Consider the following 15,713-nt stretch of genomic DNA (forward strand, 5'->3'; position numbering starts at 1 on the left):
AGGGCCGTGCGCAGCCCGGACGACCCGGCCGCCCCCGCACGTCACGGCTTCGTAAGACTCACCGGACCCGACTCACCGGACCCAACTCAGCGGAAGCGCCAGCGTGAACACCGTCGTGCCCGGCTCGTCGCTCAGCTCGACCGTGCCGCCGTGCGCCGCGACCAGGGAGCGGGCCACCGCGAGGCCCAGGCCGCTGCCGCCGCGGTCGCGGCTGCGGGCCTTGTCGACGCGGTAGAAGCGGTCGAAGACGCGGTCCCGGTCGGCGGGCGGGATGCCGGGGCCCGCGTCCGCGACCCGCACCAGCGCCCGGCCGGGCTCGACGGTGACCCGCACGCTCACCTCGGTGCCCGCCGGGGTGTGCACGGCCGCGTTGGTGAGCAGATTGTCCAGGACCTGGCGGATGCGCTGCGGATCCAGGCGCAGCGGCAGCGTCTCGGGGTCGGCCGTCACCGTCAGCGGATGGTCCGGGTGGCTCGCGCGGAACGCGTCGGCCGCGTGGTCGACCAGCTCCGCCAGGTCCGCCTCCGTGATCCGCAGCGGGGTCTCCACCTCGGCCGCGTCCAGGCGGGCGAGCAGCAGCAGGTCGTCGAGGAGGAAGCCCATCCGGGCGGCCTCGGCGCGCAGCCGGGCCAGGTGCTTGTCGCGTTCCTCGGGGGCGTTGGCGGCGGCGTACTGGAAGAGGTCCGCGTAGCCCCGTACGGACATGAGCGGGGTGCGCAGCTCGTGCGAGGCGTCGGCGACGAAGCGGCGCAGCCGCTGTTCGGCCTCGGCGCGGACCGCGAGGGAGTCGTCGATGTGCTCCAGCATCGTGTTGAACGCCGTGCGCAGCTCGTCCACCTCGGGTCCGCCGTCCCGGCCGTCGGCGCGCAGCGGCAGCCGGGCCGCCGACTCGGTCAGATCGTGGGAGGTGATGCCGTGCGCGGTGGAGGCCATGTCGCTCAGCGGCTGCAGACCGCGCCGCAGCAGCTTCCGGCCGAGCACCACCAGCGCCCCCGCCGCGAGGGCGAACGAGATCACCTGCACGGCGATCAGCCGGTCCACGGTGTCCTCGATGTCCTGCATGGGCGCGGCGCTGACCAGCACCACCCCGGGCTCGACCTCGCAGCCCCGCAGCCGGTACACGCCCTCTCCGTCGATCTTCACGGTGCGCATCAGCTCGGTGTCGGAGTCGGCCATGGTCTCGGCGAACGCGGTGAGCGGGCGGATGTCGTGCGGGATGTCGGCGGGCTCGCGCAGCACGGCCGAGCTGCCCGACACGTCGTACACCGCGGCGAACCAGCCCCAGTACGGCTTCTGCGTCACCGTGCCGTTGGCCGCGGCGTCCTTGGACTGCACGGTCTGGACGACCTTCAGCTGGTAGCCCAGCTGGCTGTCCAGATAGTCGCGCATGTACATCGTCAGGGCGTAGCCCACGACGCCGAACACCACCAGGGACAGCGCGCCGACGCCCAGCGCCAGCCGGGTGCCCAGGCGCAGCCTGCGGTAGGTCTGCCGCAGGCGCCGCAACAGGCCGTTCACTCCGCGGCCTGCCGGACCACGTAGCCGAAGCCCCGGACGGTGTGGATCAGCGGTTCGCCGGTCGCGTCGAGCTTGCGGCGCAGCCGGCTGACGACCAGCTCCACGACGTTCGAGCGGCCCCCGAAGCCGTACTCCCACACGTGGTCCAGGATCTGCGCCTTGGTCAGCACGGTCGGCGACTTGCGCATCAGGTAGCGCAGCACCTCGTACTCGGTCGGCGTGAGCGTCAGCAGCTGCTCGCCGCGCCGCACCTCGCGGGTGTCCTCGTCCATCGTCAGGTCCGCCACCTGGAGCACGGACCGCTGGAAGCCGGGCCCGGCGCTGCGCCGCAGCACCGTGCGCAGCCGGGCCATCAGCTCCTCCACCGCGAACGGCTTGACCAGGTAGTCGTCACCGCCCCTGGTCAGCCCCGCCACCCGGTCGGCCACCGCGTCCCGGGCCGTGAGGAACACCACGGGCACCATCGTCCCGGAGCGCCGGAGCCGGTCCAGCACGCCGAAACCGTCGATGTCGGGCAGCATGAGGTCGAGCACCACGATGTCCGGATGGAACTCCGCGGCACGGCTCAGTGCCTCCTCGCCCGTGTTCGCGGTGACCGCGTCCCAGCCCTCATAGCGGGCGACCGTCGCCACGAGGTCGGCGATCGGCGGGTCGTCGTCCACGACGAGGAGTCGTACTTTGTCCACCTGCACATAGTGCGTCACGCGACCGGCGGAGCCAGAGGGGGGCCGTCCTCGTGGCCACATCGATAACCACTTGAAAGTCGTACGACAGTAAATCGACAGCTCGCGGCGGGGAAGCTCGGTAACCCAGGACCCGGATCAAGGAGCTCTGTCCGTGACGACCGTCCAATCGCCCCCTGCGCCCCCCACGGCGATCCGCCCCAGGGTGGTGGCCCGCACGGGCCTGTACGCCGTGCTGGCCGCGAACGTGGCCGTGGTGACCTTCTTCTTCACCCAGGCGGGATTCGCGTCGAACGCCCTCATCGTGCTGGGCCGGCTGGCCGGTCTGTACGGCGCGCTCCTGATGGCCTTCCAGCTGGTCCTGGTGGCCCGGCTGCCCTGGCTCGACCGCCGCATCGGCATGGACCGGCTGACCTCGTGGCACCGCTGGACCGGCTTCGGCATCCTGTTCACGCTGCTCGCGCACGCCGTCTTCATCAGCTTCGGCTACGCCGAGTCGTCCGACCTGGACCCGGTCAGCCAGCTGGTCGACCTCGCCGAGACCGTCGAGGGCGTGCTCCGCGCGGTCGTCGCCCTGGCGATCATCATCGTGGTGGGGGCCGTCTCCGGCCGCTACGCCCGGCGCCGCCTCGCGTACGAGACCTGGCACTTCATCCACCTGTACACCTACGCCGCCGTGGTGCTGGCCTTCACCCACCAGGTCGCGGTCGGTACGACCTTCACCGCGTCGTCCGCCGCCACCACCTACTGGTACACGATGTGGGGCGTCGCGCTCACCTCGGTGTTCGTCGGCCGCCTGGTGCTGCCGCTGTGGCGGAACTGGCGCCACCAGCTGCGCGTCACCGCCGTCGTCCCCGAGTCCGACAACGTCGTCTCGGTCTACATGACCGGCCGCGACCTCGACCGGATGCCCCGCCCGGGCCGGCCAGTTCTTCCTGTGGCGCTTCCTGACCCCGGACCGCTGGTGGCAGGCCAACCCCTTCTCCCTGTCGGCCGCGCCCGACGGCCGCACCCTGCGCCTGACCGCCAAGGCCGCGGGCGCCGGCAGCGCCGCCCTGCGCCATGTGAAGGTCGGCACGCGCGTCTTCGCCGAGGGCCCCTACGGCGCCTTCACCGCCCTGCACCGCACCCGCCCGGAGTCCGTCCTCATCGCCGGCGGCGTCGGCGTCACCCCCATCCGCGCCCTCCTGGAGGAGCTGCAGGGCCACGCCGTCGTCATCTACCGCGTCGCCACCGACCGGGACGCGGTCCTCTACGACGAACTGAGCGAACTCGCCCAGGCCAAGGGCTGCGAGCTGCACCTGGTGACCGGTCCGCCCGTCCCCGACAAGCTGGCGCCGGGCGAGCTGGCCCGGCTGGTGCCGGACATCGCCGACCGGGACGTCTTCCTGTGCGGGCCGCCGCCCATGATGAACGCGGTGCTGGGCAGCCTGCGCGAGCTGAACGTGCCCAAGCCGCAGATCCACTTCGAGCGTTTCAGCCTGGCGGGATGAGGAAGTCACCGTGAAGCGAGCCATACCTGTCGTCGTCCTGAGCATCGCGGGCCTGGTCCCCGTCTGGCTCTACGAACCCTCGGCCGGCACGTCCACCGTCCAGGTCGCCACGCCCGCGCCTTCCGTGTCCTCCTCGTCCGGGTCCTCGGACTCCTCCTCCACCGTCGTCCCGGGTACGACGGTCAGCACGGAGAAGGGTCCCGTGCAGGTCGAGGTGACCTTCGCGGGCCAGGAGATCGCCGCCGTGCGGATGCTCCAGCAGCCGAACCATCCGCAGACCACGGCCGCGGTGCCGAAGCTGATCGCTCAGACCCTGGAGGCGCAGAGCGCGGACATCGACACGGTGTCCGGCGCGACGATCACGACCGAGGGCTACAAGGAGTCCCTCCAGGCCGCGATCGACGAGAACGCCTCGGCGGCGTCCGCGGCCCCGTCCGCCTCGGCCGCCGCATCCCAGGTGGTCGCGGGCTCCACGGTCAGCACGGAGAAGGGCCCCGTGCAGGTCGAGGTGACCTTCGAGGGCGACGAGATCGCCGCCGTGCGGATGCTCCAGCAGCCGAACCATCCGCAGACCACGGCCGCGGTGCCGAAGCTGATCGCTCAGACCCTGGAGGCGCAGAGCGCGGACATCGACACGGTGTCCGGTGCGACCATCACGACCGAGGGCTACAAGGAGTCCCTCCAGGCCGCGATCGACGCGAAGGGCTGACCGTCATGCACCGCGTCGAACACGTCATGGGTTTCCCGGTCTCGCTGCGCGTCGACGACGAGGGCATCCCGCCGTCGGCCGCGGACGCGGTCTTCGCGTGGCTGCACGAGGTCGACGCCCGGTTCAGCCCGTTCAAGGCCGACAGCGAGGTGTGCCGGCTCGACCGGGGCGAGCTGTCGGACCGGGACCTGAGCGCGGACCTGCGGGAAGTCCTCGACCTGTGCGAGGAGTACCGGGCCGCCACCGGCGGCGCCTTCGACGTACGGCTGCCCGGGCGCGGTCTCGACCCGTGCGCGGTGGTCAAGGGCTGGTCCGTGCAACGGGCGGCGGACCTGCTGAGGGCGGCCGGGGCGAGGCGCTTCTGCCTCAACGCCGGCGGCGACGTGGTCACCGCCGGCGGACCCTGGCGGGTGGGGGTACGGCACCCCGAGCACGCCGACAAGCTGTGCACCGTCCTCCAGCTCACCGACGGGGCGGTCGCGACCTCCGCCCGCTACGAGCGCGGCGACCACATCATCGACGGCCGCACCGGGCGTCCGGCGACCGGTCTGCTCAGCCTGACCGTCGTCGCCCCGACCCTCACCGAGGCGGACTCGGCCGCCACGGCCGCCTTCGCGATGGGCGCCGAGGGCGTCGACTGGGCCGCCGGGCAGCCGGGATGCGAGGTGTTCGCCGTGGACGCCGAGCGGCGGGTTCTGCGGACGGCGGGATTCCCGGTCGCGGGGGAGGACTCGGCCGCCGCGTGACGGCCGGGGCGTTCCGAGGGACGGCCGCGGGCCGGTGGCCGCCTCATGGGAGCCGGCCACCGAGGCGGTGCAGGTCGGCACGAGCCCCATGTCTCGCCGCGGACGGTCGCCGACCGGGCGTGGGAGCTCGGGTGCGCGCCGCCGCGGCCGCGGGAGCGGCTGTCCGGGCGGACGGTCGCGGTGATCGGGCCGGGGCCCACCGGGCCCACCGGGCTCGCCGCGGCGGCGCGAGCTGCCGGACGGGCTGCTGAGCTGCCGGACCGACGCGGCGACGCCCCGCCGCATCGCAGGATGGGCGGGGCGTCGCGGGACCGGCGTCAGCCGACGTCGGAGGTGTCCAGGCGGTACAGGCCGCTGTAATCGCTCACGGCCGTGCCGTTCGCCTTGACCCACGCGGAGATCGCGGAGCTGGTGCCGCTGCCCTGACCGCTGTCACTGACGACGATGTAGTGCAGCTCGCCCGACTTCACCAGGCGGTTGAGCTTGGCGAGGGTCATGGCGTTGTCGCTGCCGGACCAGCCGCCCATGGAGATCACCGGCTGACCGGACTCCAGGATGATCGAGGACGCGGTCTGGTCGGTGGCCACCGCGACCAGCCCGGCCGCACCGTCCCGGTTTTTCTTCACCGCGTTTTGCGAGGAACCCCGGGCGTTCAAGCCCGGGAGGAATCGCATCCTGGGTCAGGCGGCGCGGAGCGCCGCAGCGCCATGACGTCTGCTCGGCCGCGGAGCGGCCGAGGCTCGCATCCGCGAGCGGGTACGGCTTCGCAAGCCTGGGGGTACCTCCCACGCCCTTAAGGCAGTGGGGGAGGGCCACCCACTCCAGCTGGTCGTTTGCCCAGCTGGGGGCGTTCATCGCGTACAAGGCCCGCAAGGCAGGGGTGCCGGTGGTACACGTCGATCCGGCGTACACGTCCCGTACCTGCGCCGAGTGCGGGCACATCGACAGGGCGAACCGGGTCAGTCAGGCCTGGCTTGCGTGCCGGAACTGCGGATTCGTTGATCACGCGGACCGATGGGGGCACCTCCCGCTCGAGCGAAGCCGAGAGTGGGGGAGGCTCCCGCAACATCCGCGCCCGTGCGTGGGAGTTGTGGCGACGCGGGGCCCCGTCAACGGCCCCTGCCCCACCCCGAACACCTCGGGGTGGGACTGGACGCAAACGCAGCATCACCGCCAGTGATGCCCGTTGTGCAAGCCCGGCGCTCCAGCTGGGTAGTTGACGTACGTGATCATCTCGGACGAGGCCTGGGCGTCGCTGCCCATGCCACCCTCGCCGCCGGTCTGACCGGTGCCGACCCTCTGAGAATCAGCGGACTCACAGCTCGCGCACAGTGCGGTGAGGCCGGACGCCAAGGCTTCGGACCCGGGGAACCGGCCACTTGCCCGACGAAGGCACGCAACACGCGAGGTCTAGACTCTCCCCGCAACGGCCTGTACGACCGTGACCGAAAATGGGCAGATTCTGCCAAGTCCGAGGGGTATTCGGCGCTTTGATACGGATAGATTCAGTCACCAAGCGGTACCCGGACGGCACGGTGGCGGTCGACCGGCTCTCCCTGGAGATACCCGACCGCTCGATCACCGTCCTCGTCGGACCCTCGGGCTGCGGGAAGACGACGACCCTGCGCATGATCAACCGGATGGTCGAGCCCAGCGAGGGCACCATCCTCCTCGACGGCAAGGACATCCTGCAGCAGCCCGTCAACACGCTGCGCAGGTCCATGGGATACGTCATCCAGAACGCCGGGCTCTTCCAGCACCGCACGATCGTCGACAACATCGCCACCGTGCCCCGCATGCTCGGCTGGGGCAAGGACAAGGCCCGTGCGCGGGCACGTGAGTTGATGGAGCGGGTCGGCCTCGACGCCGCGCTCGCCAGGCGGTACCCCTACCAGCTGTCCGGCGGGCAGCAGCAGCGCGTCGGTGTCGCGCGGGCGCTCGCCGCCGATCCGCCGGTGCTGCTCATGGACGAGCCGTTCTCGGCCGTCGACCCGGTGGTGCGCAAGGGGCTTCAGGACGAACTCCTGCGTATCCAGGAGGAGTTGGGCAAGACGATCGTCTTCGTCACCCACGACATCGACGAGGCCGTCAAGATCGGCACCATGGTCGCCGTGATGCGCACCGGCGGCAAACTCGCCCAGTTCGCGCCGCCCGCCGAGCTGCTGTCCGACCCGGCCGACGCCTTCGTCGAGGACTTCCTCGGCGCCGACCGCGGCATCCGCCGGCTGTCCTTCTTCCCCTCCGCGGGCCTCGACCTGCTGACCACGCCGATCGTCGCGATCGACTCCACCGCCGAGCAGATCGCCGCCCGGGACACGGACGACGTCCCCTACCTCCTCGTCACGGACCTGGACGGCCGGCCGCTCGGCTGGTGCGAACCGCGCGACCTGACCGCCGGCGCCGTCGAGGCGGAGCAACTCCTGCCGTACGGGCGGCCGTTCGTCGCCGGTACGGACTCGCTGCGGGCCGCGCTGGACTGCGCGGTGCTCTCGCCCACCGGCTGGGCCGTCGCCGTGGACGCCGAGGGCCGGGCGGCCGGGGTGGTCTCCCAGCAGACCATCGGCGAGGCGATCCGCGGCGCCCACGCGGAAGGCCGTAAGACCGACAAGACCGACAAGACCGCACGGGTCGCCCGATGAACGGCTTCTTCGACATCCCCAGCGACCTCCAGCACAGCTGGCTCGGCCTCGTCGGCCTGCATCTGCGCGAGGCCCTGCTGCCGGTGCTGGCCGGGCTGTTGATCTCGCTGCCGCTCGCCCAGCTGTGCGTGCGCTTCCGCTGGCTGTACCCGCCGGTGCTGTGGATCACGACCGTGCTGTACGCGATCCCCTCGCTGGCCTTCTTCGTGCTCCTCATCGACTACACCGGCCAGACCGAGCTCACGGTGATGATCCCGCTCACCGTCTACAGCCTCGTCGTCCTGGTCCCGTCGATCGTCGACGGCGTCCGCTCGGTCCCGCAGGAGACCCTCGCCGCCGCGACGGCCATGGGCTTCGGGCCCGTACGCCGTTACGTCCAGGTCCAGTTGCCGATCGCGGTGCCCGCGATCATCGCCGGGCTGCGGGTGGCGACCGTGTCCAGCATCAGCCTCGTCAGCGTCGGCACGCTCATCGGGAACCAGGGCGCCCTCGGCAACCTGCTCAACGACGCGAACATCTACAACCGGCCCGAACTCGCCGTCAACGCCGTGCTCACCATGGCCGCCCTGGCCATCATCTGCGACGCCCTGCTGGTCGTCCTGCGCCTGCTGCTCACGCCGTGGATGCCGCGCCGGGCGCACACGAAACCGAAGGCCGACCGGCCCGACCCGGCCGCCCTCGCCCTGGAGGACGCAGCCCGGTGAACCTGATCAACTTCATCAACGCCTTCTTCAGCGACAGCGCCCACTGGACCGGCTACGACGGCATCCCCACCCGCGTGGGCGAACACATCCAGTACACCCTGCAGGCGCTCGTCCTCGCCGCCGCGATCGGGCTGCCGGTCGGCCTCATCACCGGTCACACCGGGCGCGGCGGCAACGCCCTCTCCCTGATCGCCACGGCCGGGCGGGCGCTGCCCACCTTCGGCCTGCTGGTGCTGATGACCCTGATGCTGGGGTTCGGCCTGGTGAACGTGATGATCCCGCTGATCGTGCTCGCCGTCCCGCCGATCCTGGTCACCACCTACGAGGCGATGCGCTCCGTCGACCCGTCGCCGGTGGACGCCGCGCGGGGCATGGGGATGAGCGAGGCCCAAGTGCTCTTCCAGGTCGAACTGCCGGCGGCGCTCCCGCTGATCCTCAGCGGTCTGCGCTCCGCCGCCATCCAGATCGTCTCCACGGCCACCATCGCCGCGTACGTCTCCCTCGGCGGCCTCGGCCGGTACATCGTCGACGGCCTCTACCAGCGCAACTACGAGAAGGTCGTGGGCGGCGCCACGCTGGTCGCCGGGCTGGCGCTGGTGACGCTCGCGCTGTTCTGGGCGGTGCACCGGACAGCGGTGTCACGCGGGGTACGCGGAAGCGGCTGACCGAGGAACGGGTGATCGAGGGCCCGGGGCGGTCGGAAGATCCGCGCCCCGGGCCCTGTCACCTGATTCTTGTGAGGATGCCCCGGCGTTCACGCCGGGGGGAATCGCATCCCGTGACGGCGACGCGGAGCGTCGCCGTGTCAGGTCTCCTGGGGCGCGGAGCGCCCGCAAAGCCGCCGACGGAGCCGAAAGGCGAACGGGCGTGCCCGTGGTCGCTGGTTGGGGTGGCTTTGCCGTAGTGGGGGTACGGGTGTGCGCATGTCGCACGTACGGTCTCGTCGTGGAAGCTGGGGTGATCGGGCGGGGCGTGGGAGGGGGGATGTCGTGTCGGTGGTGAAGGAGGCCGGGGACGCCGGGCATGCCCGGTGGACGTTCCGGCTGCGCGTGTCGTCGACCGCCGAGTCTGCGCTGCTGGCGGAGTGGGACCGGTGCCGGTGGATCTGGAACGAGTCCGTCGCCAAGTCCAAGCAGACCCACCTCTGGAACAAGAACCGCCCCGAAGGCACGGACAAGGCGACGTGCGGTCCGGCCCGGCTCGACACGATGCTGACCGAAGCCCGCGCTAAGACGCCGTGGCTGCGTGAGGGCTCATCGGTTCCCCAGCAGCAGATCATCCGCGACTTCGGCAAGTCCCGTGCGAAGGCGCAAAAGGACATCCGCGAACGTCTTCCGCAGCATCGCCGGGCCGGGATGCCGAAGTACAAGAAGAAGCGTGAGGCCGACCCGAGCCTGAACTACACCAAGCGCGGCTTCCGGCTGAAGGACGGCCGTCTGCACCTCGCCGGGAACATCGCCCTGACGGTCGTGTGGTCGCGGGATCTTCCCGCCGAACCGTCCTCGGTGCGCGTGTACCGCGACAGCCTCGGGCACTGGTACGCCTCGTTCGTGGTGCCCGCCGAAGTCCAGCCGCTTCCCGAGACCGGCCAGGTGATCGGGATCGACTGGGGCGTCAGGGAGACCGCGACCACCACCAGCGATACCCACGACCTCCCCCACGCCCGGCACGGGAAGAAGGCCCAGGCGAAGCTGTCGCGGTACGACCGCATGATGGCCCGCCGCAAACCCGCCAGGGGACAGGCAGCCTCCAAGGGCTACCGCGAAGCGAAGAAGTTGCGGGCCAAGGCGTACAAGAAGGTGTCCCGGCAACGCCAGGACACCGGCCGCAAGTGGGCCAAGCGCGTAGTGGCCGACCACGACGCCATCGCCGTGGAGGACTTCAGCCCGAAGTTCCTCGCGAAGTCGACCATGGCGAGGAAGGTCGCCGATGCCGCCATCGGCGCCACCAAGAAGGCCCTGTTGGAGATGGCCCGCAAGCACGGCAGGATCGTGCACCTGGTCCATCCCGCGCACACCACGATGGACTGCGCGCAGTGCGGAGCGAGAAACAAGCACGTACTACCGCTTTCGGAACGAACCTACGCCTGCACCGCGTGCGGAGCCGTCTCGCCCAGAGACAAGAACTCCGCCCGCGTGATGCTGGCCCGGGCTGGTCTCAACCCGGCTGGTGCTGATGGCGCAAGACCTGGCGGGACGCTGTTCCGCCAGGCAGCCTGAGCCAGGAATCCCCCTCGCTTACGAGGGGGAGGATTCAAGTGTCAGTCAGCCCTCGGTGCGCGCCAGGGCCTGTTCCAGTACGACGAGCAGCGCGTCGCGCACCGAGCCGCGCTCGCGGGCGTCGAACACCACGACCGGCACCCGGTCGTTGACGTCGAGGGCCCAGCGGACCTCCTCCATCGTGTGCTCGACGTGCCCGTCGAAGGCGTTGACGGCCACCGCGAACGGGATCTGCTTGTGCTCGAAGTAGTCGACGGCCGCGTAGCAGTCGTCGAGGCGGCGGGTGTCCACGATGACGAGCCCGCCGATCGCGCCCTCGACGAGGTCGTCCCACATGAACCCGAACCGCTCCTGGCCGGGCGTGCCGAACAAGTACAGCTTCAGGGTGGGGTCGATAGTGATGCAGCCGAAGTCCATCGCGACCGTGGTGGTGGTCTTGCGCGGGGTGTGGCTGAGGTCGTCCACGCCCGCCGCGACCTCGGTGATCGCGGCCTCGGTGGTCAGCGGCTCGATCTCGGAGATCGAGCCGACGGCGGTGGTCTTGCCCACCCCGAAGCCGCCCGCGATCACCATCTTGACCGGCAGGGGAGGTCTTGCTGCGGCCTGCGCGGCCGCGGGGCGGGTGGCCGGTTCAGTCGGTGTCACGGAGAACCCCTCGGGAGTCGGGGATGGCCCTGAGGCCATCGATAACCCTTCGCAGGACGGATGCGTCGTGGATGACGCCGGAGTCGGGCACATGCACCGTCAACTGCCCCGCCGCGCGCAGGTCCTCGGAGAGGATCCGGACCACGTTCAGGTGCAGCCGCAGCCTGGCCGCGATCTCCGCGATGGACTGCGGGCGGCGGCAGGCGGCGACGATGTCGTGCTGTTCGAAGGAGAGCCGGTCGAGCCCGGCGAGCCCCTCGGCGGTGGCCACCACCTGGGTCTCGACGGGCATCGTCTTGCCGTTGGCGCTGGGTGCCACCCGGCCGGCGGTGACCAGGAACGGCCGTACGGCGTGGACGTGGCCGACCGGGTCTGGTCCCGGGGGCGGGGTGCCGTCCTCGCCGGCACTGCTGGGAGTGCGGCCGTCCGCCATGGGTCGTTTCTTCCTCCTCGGCCGGGCGGGCGCCCGGTCAGCGCTTCGACGAGGCGCCGACGCTGTTCTTCAGTTCGAGCACCAGCTGGGGACTGAGCGCGCTGCCCGCCCGGTTGGCGAACAGCGTCATCTCGTAGGCGATGTTGCCGAGTTTGGCCTCCTTGTCGGTGACGACACCGAGGACGGCGCCGCTGCCGACCGCGGAGACCAGGACGTGGCCGCCTTCCAGGTCGATGATGACCTTGTTGAGGCCGCCGAGACCGTAGTTGCCGGAGGCACCGGCTGCCAGGCTGGTGATGCCGGAGACGATCGCCGCGAGGCGCTCGGAGTCGGCGTGCTCACGCAGCTCGGACACGGCGATGAGCAGACCGTCGGAGGAGACGGCGATGGCGTCGACGACGCCTGCCGTCTCGGTCGCGAAACGATTCAACAGCCACGTGAAGTCGGCTGCGGCGGCCTGCAGTTCGGCCGGCGTGGTGCCTCCCGTCGGAGTGTCACCTGTCGACGTGCTCACTGCTCCGCTCCTTCCGGGGAGTGGTTCTGGTGGTGCGGGGGGTTGTTGGGTGCGGTCGCGCTGTCGTGGTGCACGGGATAGGGGGTGGTGGCGGTGTCGTTTCCACTGTCGCGGTGGGCGCGCTCCACGGCCGCCTCGAACTCGTCGAGCGCGTCGCGGACGGCGTCCGCATCGGTGGCACGGGGCGCGGCCTGCCGGGCCGCCTGCTGGTCGGGGTCGGTACCGAAGGTCGTACGAAGGGTGGCACCCCGGACGCGGCGACGCAGGGGCCGGGCACCGGGGGCGTCGTCGGAGGCGGGCGTGGGCGTCCCGGCCGGGACCGCCTCGCTGGCGCGGGCCCTCGGGATGAAGGGGGCGTCGGCGGGCTGGGAGCCGCCGGGTGCCTTGCCCTTCGGGCCGGGGACGGTGGACTGGCCGCCGAGGGTGGCTGACTCGCGGTCGGGGGTTGTCGGCATGGCGTCGGGGGCGGTTGATGTGCCGTTGGGATCGGCGGCGGCTGACGTGCCGTCCGGGTCCGAGGTCGCCGGGGTGTCCGTCGGGGCGGTGTCGCGCCGGGGCACCCTGCGGGGGAGCGGGGCGGGCTCGTCGGCGCCCGGGTCGGTGCCGTTGGGGGAGGCGGTGCGGGCGGTGCGTACGGGCTCGTCCGCCGTGGAGCCGGCACCGGGCCCCGCATCGGCGGAGCCCGCGCGACCGGCCTCGGCGGCCGAAGCCGCCGCTGCCGCCGGTATCCGACCGGCACCCGAGACCGACCCCGAGCTCGCTTCCGACCTCGAATCCGAAGCCGAACCGGAGCCCGCGGCCGCACCCGCTCCCGCACCTGAACTCGAGCCCGAACCGGCGGCCGTGGCCGCACCTGGGCTCGCCCCCGAGCCGGAGCCCGCGGCCGCACTCGAAGCCGACCCCGAACGCGCCCCCGTCTCCGAACCCGAAGTCGAACCCGCCTCCGAACCCGCCCTCGGCCCCGAAGCCGAACCCGCCTCCGAACCCGGCCCTGAAACCGAACCCGCCTCCAACACCGAAGCAGATCCCGAAGCCAGCGCCCGTCCCGTGCCGCCCCCCGCCGAACCGCCGGAGGCGACTGCCACCGGGCTCATCGTCAGCAGCAGGGACGACGGGATGGCCACCTCGGCGGTCACGCCGCCGCCCGGTGTACGGGACAGGGTCACGCTCACCTCCCAGCGGCGCGCCAGCGTGCCGACGACGAACAGGCCGAGGACCTTCGTCGGGACGAGGTCGAGGCGTTCGCGGCGGATCAGGCGGGCGTTCTCCTCCTCGAGTCGCTCGGTGCTCATGCCGAGGCCGTGGTCGGCGACGATGACCACCGCGCCCTCGGCACCGTCGCGGACGGTCACCTCGACGGGGCTGCCGGCGGGCGAGAAGGACACGGCGTTCTCGACGAGTTCGGCCACCATCAGCGTGAGGTCGCCGATGATGTCGGGCTCGACCATGGCCTCGGTCCCGGCGTGCAGGTGCACCCGCTGGAAGCCCTCGATCTGGCCGAGCGCGGCCCGTACGACGTTGGTGAGCGCGAGCGGCCCGGAGTCGAGGACGGTCTCGCGGATGCCGGCGAGCAGCATCAGGCTGTCGGCGTTGCGGCGCAGGCGGACGGCGATGTGGTCGATGGAGTAGAGGCGCTCCAGCAGGGCGGGGTCGGTCTCGCCCCGCTCGACCGCGTCGATCAGCGCCAGCTGCCGGGCGGTCAGGTTGCTGACCCGGCGGCCGACGTTGCCGAACATCTCGGCGACGTTGCGACGGCTGAGCACCTGGCGTTCCAGCAGCGCGGACGCGGTGGTCTGTACGTGGTTGAAGGCGTCGGCGAGGTCGCCGATCTCGTCCTTCGCGGTGACCGGGATCTCGCGCAGCCGGACCGGCCCGTCGTCCTCGGTGTCCTCGTCGGCGACGCGGGCGAGTTCACGGCCGGCGACGTCGGCGACCTCGCGGGCGGCTCCGGTGAGTGCCTGCACCGGCCGTACCACCGAGCGCCGCACCAGCACCGCGAAGGCGATCCACACGGCGAAGAGGAACAGCGCCAGGCCCAGCAGCAGGACGGCGCGCCAGGCGGCCTCGCTGGAGGCGCCGTCGGCGCGGTCGGCGATCTGGCCGATGAGGGACGCGGTGATCTTCAGCCGGGTGTCGGACTGCAGCCGGTAGTCGCGGTAGGAGCCGAGCGCCTCGGTGAAGGCCTCGCGGATCTGTGCGGGCGTACCTGCCTGGAGGTTGCCGGGGTCGATCTGCAGCTCGGCGTAGTGCCGGCCGATCGTCGCCTGCGAGGAGTTGTGCTCGATCCCGCCGAGCTCGTTCACCTGCGCCTCGGTCGCGAACCGGGCGAAGCGGTCGGCCTGGTGGGCGTACTCGTTCTCGAAGCCGACCGCGCCGATGAACTCGATCTGGGCGTTGCTGTCGCCGGTGCGCGCCGAGAAGACGGCCGTCTCGAAGGCGCTGTGGGCGGCGTCGGCGCGCAGCAGCGAGTCCAGCAGGTTGCCGGTGAAGGTGCCGGCGAGGTTCTCGTTGTGGTCCAGGCCGAGGCCGTCGATCAGGTTCTTGGAGGCATTGGTGTAGGCCGGGTCGATGTTGTCGGCGGGCAGGTAGCCCTGCTCGACGGTCTCGCGCAGGCTGCTCAGGCCGTTGATCTCCCGCAGCGCCTGGCCCTCGGTGTCCGGCAGCCGGTCGCCGAAGGTGTCGCGTACCTTCTCCACCTGGGAGTCGACCGCGGCCTGCGCCTTGCGGTAGTCGGCGGCGGAGGGACGGGCCCCCGCGGGCGCGGCCTCGTGCCGCACGGACAGCAGGATGGCCTGCTGGTGCTCGGTCTCCACCCGGTCCACCAACTCGGCGACCTGCGCGCTGTCCCGGACCAGCTGGGCCGCGGAGTTCGCGTCCTGTGCCTGGTCCACCTGGTCGGCGATGAGGTAGGCGAGCAGCGTGGCGAGCACGGCCAGCGGCACTCCGACCAGGACGTTGAGTTTGCGGCGGAACGGCCAGCGGTCGGCGAATCCCCGAACGCCACCCCGGGGCTCGTTCGTGGACACCAGGCCTCCTTCGTGACCGATTGTGATCGCTTACGGACCGGTGCGCCAAGGGCACCCAGGTCGGTGTGACGCTACCGGCACTGGGGTGGGACAACACCTGTGCGGCCCCCGCACGCCACTGTGACCGGCGCCAACTTCCGCGAGACTACAGCCTCTTCGGGCGCCGGTTAGCGCCACCCTGAGTCAAGAATCCATTACGAACCGCTCCGCTTCGGCGGGTTCCGTGCGGGTCCGTTCATTCCTCCTTCACAACCGGCAACTCATTGAAGCCAATTGGTGACCAGGCTGCTCTTGACTGACCAAGAACCGGCTGGATTGGATCAGCGCATAAGAGCTTTCGAGCAACCATCTCCGAGCAATCACCCCACCCTCAGTCCGGAACGG

At 71.3% G+C, this 15,713-nt stretch carries 12 protein-coding genes and 3 pseudogenes; 8 read left to right on the top strand and 7 right to left on the bottom strand.

Features of this window, described 5'->3' with window-relative positions:
- Positions 1-72: 72 nt before the first annotated feature.
- Entirely contained in the window at positions 73-1,509 is a 1,437-nt protein-coding gene (locus tag QFZ76_RS38250; RefSeq protein ID WP_307680247.1) for a HAMP domain-containing sensor histidine kinase, read from the bottom strand.
- Positions 1,510-1,514: 5 nt separating this feature from the next.
- A complete protein-coding gene (locus QFZ76_RS38255; RefSeq protein WP_307680248.1) occupies positions 1,515-2,180 on the bottom strand; it encodes a response regulator transcription factor in 666 nt (221 codons plus the stop codon).
- 175 nt (positions 2,181-2,355) lie between these two features.
- Here QFZ76_RS38255 and QFZ76_RS38260 point away from each other — a divergent pair.
- The 3 genes and pseudogenes from QFZ76_RS38260 (at position 2,356) to QFZ76_RS38270 (ending at position 5,149) form a co-directional block, all read left to right on the top strand.
- Positions 2,356-3,694: pseudogene (locus QFZ76_RS38260) on the top strand (ferric reductase-like transmembrane domain-containing protein).
- 10 nt (positions 3,695-3,704) lie between these two features.
- Complete coding sequence (locus QFZ76_RS38265; RefSeq protein ID WP_307677957.1) at positions 3,705-4,403, top strand: FMN-binding protein; 699 nt, start codon at positions 3,705-3,707, stop codon at positions 4,401-4,403.
- A 5-nt stretch (positions 4,404-4,408) separates the two neighbouring features.
- Positions 4,409-5,149, top strand: coding sequence for an FAD:protein FMN transferase (locus tag QFZ76_RS38270; RefSeq protein ID WP_307677958.1), 741 nt, complete (start codon positions 4,409-4,411; stop codon positions 5,147-5,149).
- Positions 5,150-5,466: 317 nt separating this feature from the next.
- Here the strand turns inward: QFZ76_RS38270 and QFZ76_RS38275 are convergent.
- Positions 5,467-5,775, bottom strand: a pseudogene (locus QFZ76_RS38275) (hypothetical protein); the annotation flags it as partial.
- A gap of 94 nt (positions 5,776-5,869) precedes the next feature.
- Between QFZ76_RS38275 and QFZ76_RS38280 the strand changes: the two are divergent.
- The 5 genes and pseudogenes from QFZ76_RS38280 to QFZ76_RS38300 form a co-directional block, all read left to right on the top strand.
- Positions 5,870-6,369, top strand: a pseudogene (locus QFZ76_RS38280) (zinc ribbon domain-containing protein); the annotation flags it as partial.
- A 270-nt stretch (positions 6,370-6,639) separates the two neighbouring features.
- Entirely contained in the window at positions 6,640-7,788 is a 1,149-nt protein-coding gene (locus tag QFZ76_RS38285) for an ABC transporter ATP-binding protein (RefSeq protein ID WP_307677959.1), read from the top strand.
- Positions 7,785-8,492 (top strand): ABC transporter permease, encoded by a 708-nt coding sequence (locus QFZ76_RS38290; RefSeq protein ID WP_307677960.1) that lies wholly within the window; start codon positions 7,785-7,787, stop codon positions 8,490-8,492. Before QFZ76_RS38285 ends, QFZ76_RS38290 begins: the two co-directional genes overlap by 4 nt.
- Positions 8,489-9,157 (top strand): ABC transporter permease, encoded by a 669-nt coding sequence (locus QFZ76_RS38295; RefSeq protein WP_307677961.1) that lies wholly within the window; start codon positions 8,489-8,491, stop codon positions 9,155-9,157. Before QFZ76_RS38290 ends, QFZ76_RS38295 begins: the two co-directional genes overlap by 4 nt.
- 324 nt (positions 9,158-9,481) lie before the next feature.
- The gene (locus QFZ76_RS38300) at positions 9,482-10,711 is read left to right on the top strand and encodes a transposase (RefSeq protein WP_307677962.1); all 1,230 of its coding nucleotides are present in this window, start codon (positions 9,482-9,484) and stop codon (positions 10,709-10,711) included.
- 45 nt (positions 10,712-10,756) lie between these two features.
- On the opposite strand, the gene QFZ76_RS38305 is transcribed toward QFZ76_RS38300, so the two are convergent.
- Genes QFZ76_RS38305 through QFZ76_RS38320 form a run of 4 tightly spaced genes read right to left on the bottom strand, consistent with a single transcriptional unit; the run spans position 10,757 to position 15,329 of the window.
- Positions 10,757-11,356, bottom strand: coding sequence for an ATP/GTP-binding protein (locus QFZ76_RS38305; protein WP_307677963.1), 600 nt, complete (start codon positions 11,354-11,356; stop codon positions 10,757-10,759).
- Positions 11,343-11,789 (bottom strand): DUF742 domain-containing protein, encoded by a 447-nt coding sequence (locus tag QFZ76_RS38310; RefSeq protein WP_307677964.1) that lies wholly within the window; start codon positions 11,787-11,789, stop codon positions 11,343-11,345. The genes QFZ76_RS38305 and QFZ76_RS38310 overlap by 14 nt, the downstream gene beginning before the upstream one ends.
- A 37-nt stretch (positions 11,790-11,826) precedes the next feature.
- Positions 11,827-12,303, bottom strand: a complete 477-nt coding sequence (locus QFZ76_RS38315; protein ID WP_266432381.1) for a roadblock/LC7 domain-containing protein — start codon at positions 12,301-12,303, stop codon at positions 11,827-11,829.
- Positions 12,300-15,329, bottom strand: a complete 3,030-nt coding sequence (locus tag QFZ76_RS38320; protein ID WP_307677965.1) for an ATP-binding protein — start codon at positions 15,327-15,329, stop codon at positions 12,300-12,302. Before QFZ76_RS38320 ends, QFZ76_RS38315 begins: the two co-directional genes overlap by 4 nt.
- Between the last annotated feature and the right edge of the window lie 384 nt (positions 15,330-15,713).

Source organism: Streptomyces sp. V4I2 (genome assembly GCF_030817655.1).
Taxonomy (GTDB): Bacteria; Actinomycetota; Actinomycetes; order Streptomycetales; family Streptomycetaceae; genus Streptomyces; species Streptomyces plumbiresistens.

Excerpts from the sequence above, each read along its gene's own strand:
- QFZ76_RS38270 (WP_307677958.1), top strand. The coding sequence starts at position 4,409 with ATGCACCGCGTCGAACACGTCATGGGTTTCCCGGTCTCGCTGCGCGTC.
- QFZ76_RS38290 (WP_307677960.1), top strand. The coding sequence starts at position 7,785 with ATGAACGGCTTCTTCGACATCCCCAGCGACCTCCAGCACAGCTGGCTC.
- QFZ76_RS38310 (WP_307677964.1), bottom strand. The coding sequence starts at position 11,789 with ATGGCGGACGGCCGCACTCCCAGCAGTGCCGGCGAGGACGGCACCCCG.